This is a genomic window from uncultured Tenacibaculum sp. (genome assembly GCF_947494125.1).
In the GTDB taxonomy this organism is placed as follows: Bacteria; Bacteroidota; Bacteroidia; order Flavobacteriales; family Flavobacteriaceae; genus Polaribacter.
The window spans coordinates 1-5,626 of sequence record NZ_CANLTU010000025.1; the positions used below are offsets into that span (position 1 = coordinate 1).

General features: G+C 31.2%; 3 protein-coding genes. All 3 read right to left on the bottom strand.

The genetic code is table 11. The features are described from left to right. Positions 1 to 236 precede the first annotated feature (236 nt). Positions 237 to 2,390, bottom strand: a complete 2,154-nt coding sequence (locus Q0881_RS17560) for an OmpA family protein (RefSeq protein WP_299163236.1) — start codon at positions 2,388 to 2,390, stop codon at positions 237 to 239. Between the two features lie 11 nt (positions 2,391 to 2,401). Beyond that, positions 2,402 to 3,307 (bottom strand): type IX secretion system membrane protein PorP/SprF, encoded by a 906-nt coding sequence (locus Q0881_RS17565; RefSeq protein ID WP_299163238.1) that lies wholly within the window; start codon positions 3,305 to 3,307, stop codon positions 2,402 to 2,404. 50 nt (positions 3,308 to 3,357) lie between these two features. Continuing rightward, the coding region (locus Q0881_RS17570) for a gliding motility-associated C-terminal domain-containing protein (protein ID WP_299163241.1) at positions 3,358 to 5,626 on the bottom strand (2,269 nt) is incomplete at its 5' end.

Consider the following 5,626-nt stretch of genomic DNA (forward strand, 5'->3'; position numbering starts at 1 on the left):
CTCTTCTCTTCTCTTCTCTTCTCTTCTCTTCTCTTCTCTTCTCTTCTCTTCTCTTCTCTTCTCTTCTCTTCTCTTCTTGTTTTAAAACATAAATAGAAGTACATACTTCCTATTTATTCTTTCAGACATATATTTATACTATAAATTCCTTTTATAACCCGTTTAAAATTACCTTTTGGTAATATAAATACGTCAATTATAAAAGGAATTAATTATATACTTTGTTGTAAATTAAATTAGTTTTTGTACTCTATTTGAATATTCTTTTTATCATTACAATTTGTTTCCTCTCCTTTAAGGCATTTACTATCTTCAGCCCTAGAAGATTTATTAGATTTTTTGAAATTTTTTCTTAAGAATTGTAAAAAATTGTTTCTTTTATGTATTCTCTTTTGCACTGCTATTTTTTCTGCTTCTTGTCTGGCTTTAATTTTATCAGTTCCTTTTACTATATAGAAATAAGATCGCCTATTTTTTTGATGTTCTTCTTCTGAACATTTATTTTTATTAGCATTGTTACAGTTATTTAGTAATTGATCCTCACCAAAACCTATAGCACTAATAATTCTGTTTTTAACAATACCTCTTGATAAAATATAGTCTCTAGTTGATTTAGCTCTTTTATCTGATAATTTTCTATTATAATCACTTGGACCTCTACTATCTGTATGAGATTCAATTTTTATAATTACTTCTGGATGATTCGTCATCACAGTTACAATATTTTCTAATTCATATTGTGCATCTTCTCGTATAACAGATTTATTATAATCAAAATAAATAGGGTTTATAACTATTTGATTACCTATAATTAAAGGTATTAAATCTAAATTTACTTGAGTTTTTTCTCCCTTAACAATTTTAACTTTTCTCTTACTAGTTGATTTATGATCAAGTTTACTTGCTAAAACAGTATAATTTTTATCGCATAAAACATCGTTAAAAATATATCTACCAGTTATATCAGATATCGCTTCCATAACAACTTTCCCCTCTAAACTAACTAATTTTACTGTTGCTCCATCCACAGGTGTCTTATTGACAGTTTCCGTTACAACACCTTCAAAAGATTGTTTACAAATTGGAGGATCTGAATAAATAAAGAAACTATAAATATCATCATCACCTTTTCCTTTTTTTCTATTTGATGAAAAGAATCCTTTTTTACCCGTTTCATTAATATAAAATGAAAAATCATCTCTTTTACTATTGAATGGATGTCCTAAATTTTTAACTGGCGAATAAGTTGAATCATTATTAATTTTTGACTGAAATATATCTAAGAGTCCCAACCCTAAATGTCCGTTTGATGAGAAATACAAAGTATTATCTTCACCTATAAAAGGAAACATTTCTTTATCAGAAGTATTAATAGTTTTACCTAAATTTACAGGTGTACCATACTCGTCATTTTCTAATATATCAACTTTATAGATATCAGTAGCTCCAAAACCTCCTGGCATATTAGAAACAAAATACATTGTTTTTTCATCTGGACTCAATGCTGGATGCCCCACAGAATATTCTTCTCCATTAAATGGAAGTTCCCTTACATTAACCCAAAAACCATTTACAAAATTTGCTTTATATATTTTTAAATTAGACGTATTTTTTTTATCTCTTCCTACCTTTTTTCCATTTACATTATTACGAGTAAAATAAATGGTCCTACCATCTTTAGTGAAAATTGGAGTAGATTCATGATAGTCCGAACTAATAGGTACATCCATCAAACGATGGTTTACAAGTGTTAGAACTGTATCCTTTACATTATCTTCTAATGTTTGAATTTCTTCCTCTGCTTTATATATATTTAAAAATGGTTGATTATTCCATTTATAAATACGTTCTTTTTTTCCTCCTTTAGGTGCTGCTGAAGTATAATAAGACTTCCCGTTAAGTATTATTCCTCCAAAATCAGAAAATGGAGTATTTATTGCTAAATTTCGTACTCCTATTCTTGTATTCTTATTTGAAGAATAGTCCAACAGGTAGTTCTCTTTTTTTAATTCTTCTTTTCTATTATTTTTATCAGCCGAAGCTAATGTTAAAAAAATAGAGTCTGACTTTTTATATTTACCATTACTCCTTAATACTTGAGCATACTTAAATAAATATTTATCTTCAAGATTAGCTTTATAAATATTAGCTAGTTTCTTATACCAACCTTCTGCTTTTTCTGTATCTGCATTATTATAATAAGAATCGGCTAAACGACTTATTACATGCTTAGAACTATCTCCTTTCTCTTCTATTAGTGCTTTGTATAATTTTGCAGATTGGACGTATGAAAACTCTTCAAAATAACGATCTGCTACTTTTTTGCTTTGCCCATAACTCTTAATAGAAATCACCAATATTATTAGTAATAACGTATTTTTTAAACTCATAAAATGTTATTTTAAAAAAATCGGGGAGATCTATATCTAATATTTTTTAATAATTCATAACGTAACATAATTTCATGTGTTCCTGAATTTGTTACATTATAATTAGAAGTTGTTAAATCATATGAATAACCTATTAACAAAGAATCTGAAGCTTGAAACCCTAAAAGCCCACTAATAGAATCGCCCCATCTCCAACCTAAACCAACTCTAAATTTTTCATTAAATAAAAAATTACCAGATATATCTAATGATAATGGTGCACCTGAAACTCCTTTTAATAAAGCAGCTGGTTTAAATTTCAAATCTTCATTTATATCAAAAACATAGCCTGCTATTAAGAAGAAATGCATTCTTTCTACTGCTGTTTCACCTATTGTATTTTCTGCATCATAATGTTCTTTTCTCAAAATATTAGGCACAGATAAACCTACATACCATTCAGGTGCATGATAATAAATACCTGCTCCAATTGTAGGTAGAAATTTATTTACAGGAGGGAAATTTTCTACATCCTGGACCGTTCCCTTAGTCCAGTCAATATTTAAAATTCTACCTCCTAAACGCAAACCAAAAGCTAAATTACCGAGTTCTCCAGTTTCAACAGTATATGAGACATTAGCATCTAAATAAATTTCATGCGATGGTCCGATTTTATCATTTACTAAATTTACTCCTAAACCTAAACCTGAGTAGCCTAAAGGAGTGTCATAACTTAAATTCTGTGTTTCTGGTGCTCCGTCAAAACCAACCCACTGAGCTCTACCAATAGCTGTAATAACTCCATGTCCTCTAGATCCTGCATAAGCTGGGTTTACACTCATTGTATTATACATATACTGTGTATATTGGGGATCTTGTTGTGCCTTTATATTTAATATAAAACACATACTAAATACTAAGATTAAACTTAATTTCATTTCACTTTAACTTTTATACATCAATTTATTCTACTCTAAAATACTAATAATTATCGATTTATATATACCCATCCTTTTCTTATTGGTGTTCCATTACCTAAATTTAATTTATAAAAATAAGTTCCAACTGGCAATTTATCATCAATACTTATAGTTGCTCGTCCATTTGAAATTCCTTCAAATCTCTTAGTACTATCAATATTTGAATAACCATTCACTTTATATACAACGTTACCCCAACGATTGAATATCTCTAAAGTATTATTTATGTATTCTGGATTATCAATACATTCAATATGCAAATAATTATTCAAACTATCACCATTTGGAGTCATAATATAATTTTCGTCTTTTATACAATCATCTTTATAAGCATCACCAAATCCATCTAACCCATCAACGCTGTCTGCTATACCATCACCATCAGAATCTGAACCACTATCTGTAACTACACCATTTCCCCCACTATTAGGATCAATTGCATCTGAATCATTATTAGGATCATTTGCATCTCCATGACCATCAAGTCCATCAACACTATCTGCAATTCCATCACCATCGGTATCATCCATTGGATTATCTACTTGACCATCTCCATCAATATCTGAATTTCCTCCTTCAACTACATCATTAACCCCATCATCATCACTATCTAAATCTTGATAATCTGAAATTCCGTCTCCGTCAGTATCTATTGTATCTCCTTCTCCAGAAGTTCCTTCTCCAAATCCTGAAGTATCTCCATCTATACTATCCGATATTCCATCGTCATCTGAATCGTCTCCCCCAGTATCATTTGAATCTATTACTCCATCTTCATTTGTATCTAATGATCCATTTCCGTTCTCAATTACATCATTAATTCCATCATTATCACTATCTAAATCTTTATAATCTGGCACTCCGTCACCATCAGTATCTGGCTCTTCATCTAGATCTACTGAATTATCTGCTTGACCATCTCCATTTGTATCTGCTCCAGAAGCTCCATCATTAATATCAATAACTCCATCTCCATTTACATCTAATGATCCATTTCCGCCTTCATCTACATCTAAAATTCCATCATTATCACTATCTAAATCTAGACTATCTATAATTCCATCTCCATCAGTATCTCCTGTTCCTTCTGCTGTATCTGGGATTCCATCATTATCATCATCTAAATCTATAGCATCTGATATACCATCTCCATCAGTATCAATTGCATCACCAAATCCGTTTAATCCGTCAACACTATCTGATATACCATCCCCATCAGTATCTGTACCACTATCTCCTACAACTCCACTTCCTCCACTATTTGGATCTATTGGATCTGAATCATTATCTGGATCATTAGCATCACCAAATCCATTTGATCCATCAGAATCATCAGGAATTCCATCCCCATCTGAATCATTATTTGGATTATCTATTTGACCATCTCCATCTCTATCTGGGTTACCTCCTTCAACAACATCATTTATTCCATCATCATCACTATCTAAATCTTGATAATCAGGTACTCCATCGCCATCTGAATCTATTGTATCTGCTGTTCCTCCATTACCTTCTCCAAAGCCTGAAGTATCACCATCGATACTATCTGATATTCCATCGCCATCTGAATCCGATCCTCCAGCATCATTTGAATCTATTACACCGTCTTCATTTGTATCTAATAATCCATTTCCATTCTCAATTACATCATTAATTCCATCATTATCACTATCTAAATCTTTATAATCTGGTACTCCGTCACCATCAGTATCTGGCTCTTCATCTAGATCTACTGAATTATCTGCTTGACCATCTCCATTTGTATCTGCTCCAGAAGCTCCATCATTAATATCAATAACTCCATCTCCATTTACATCTAATGATCCATTTCCGCCTTCATCTACATCTAAAATTCCATCATTATCACTATCTAAATCTAGGCTATCTATAATTCCATCTCCATCAGTATCTCCTGTCCCTTCTGCTGTATCTGGAATTCCATCATTATCATCATCTAAATCTGTAGTATCTGGTATACCATCACCGTCAGTATCAATACAATTTACTGTTACTATTTGATTACATGTAATAACATTTCCAGAAAGGTCTACTACCGTCCACACTACTGTAGTATTTCCAATTGAAAAAACTGCAGGTGCATTATTACTTATATTAAGGTTACTTGAAGCTGTACAATTATCTGTAGCTGTAATATTTCCTAAATTTATATCTGTCAATGCAACACTACATCCTAAAATTGCATTTACTGTAACTGCTGATGGACAAGCACTGATCGTTGGATTGATATTGTCTACAACTGTTACTGTTTGTGTACAA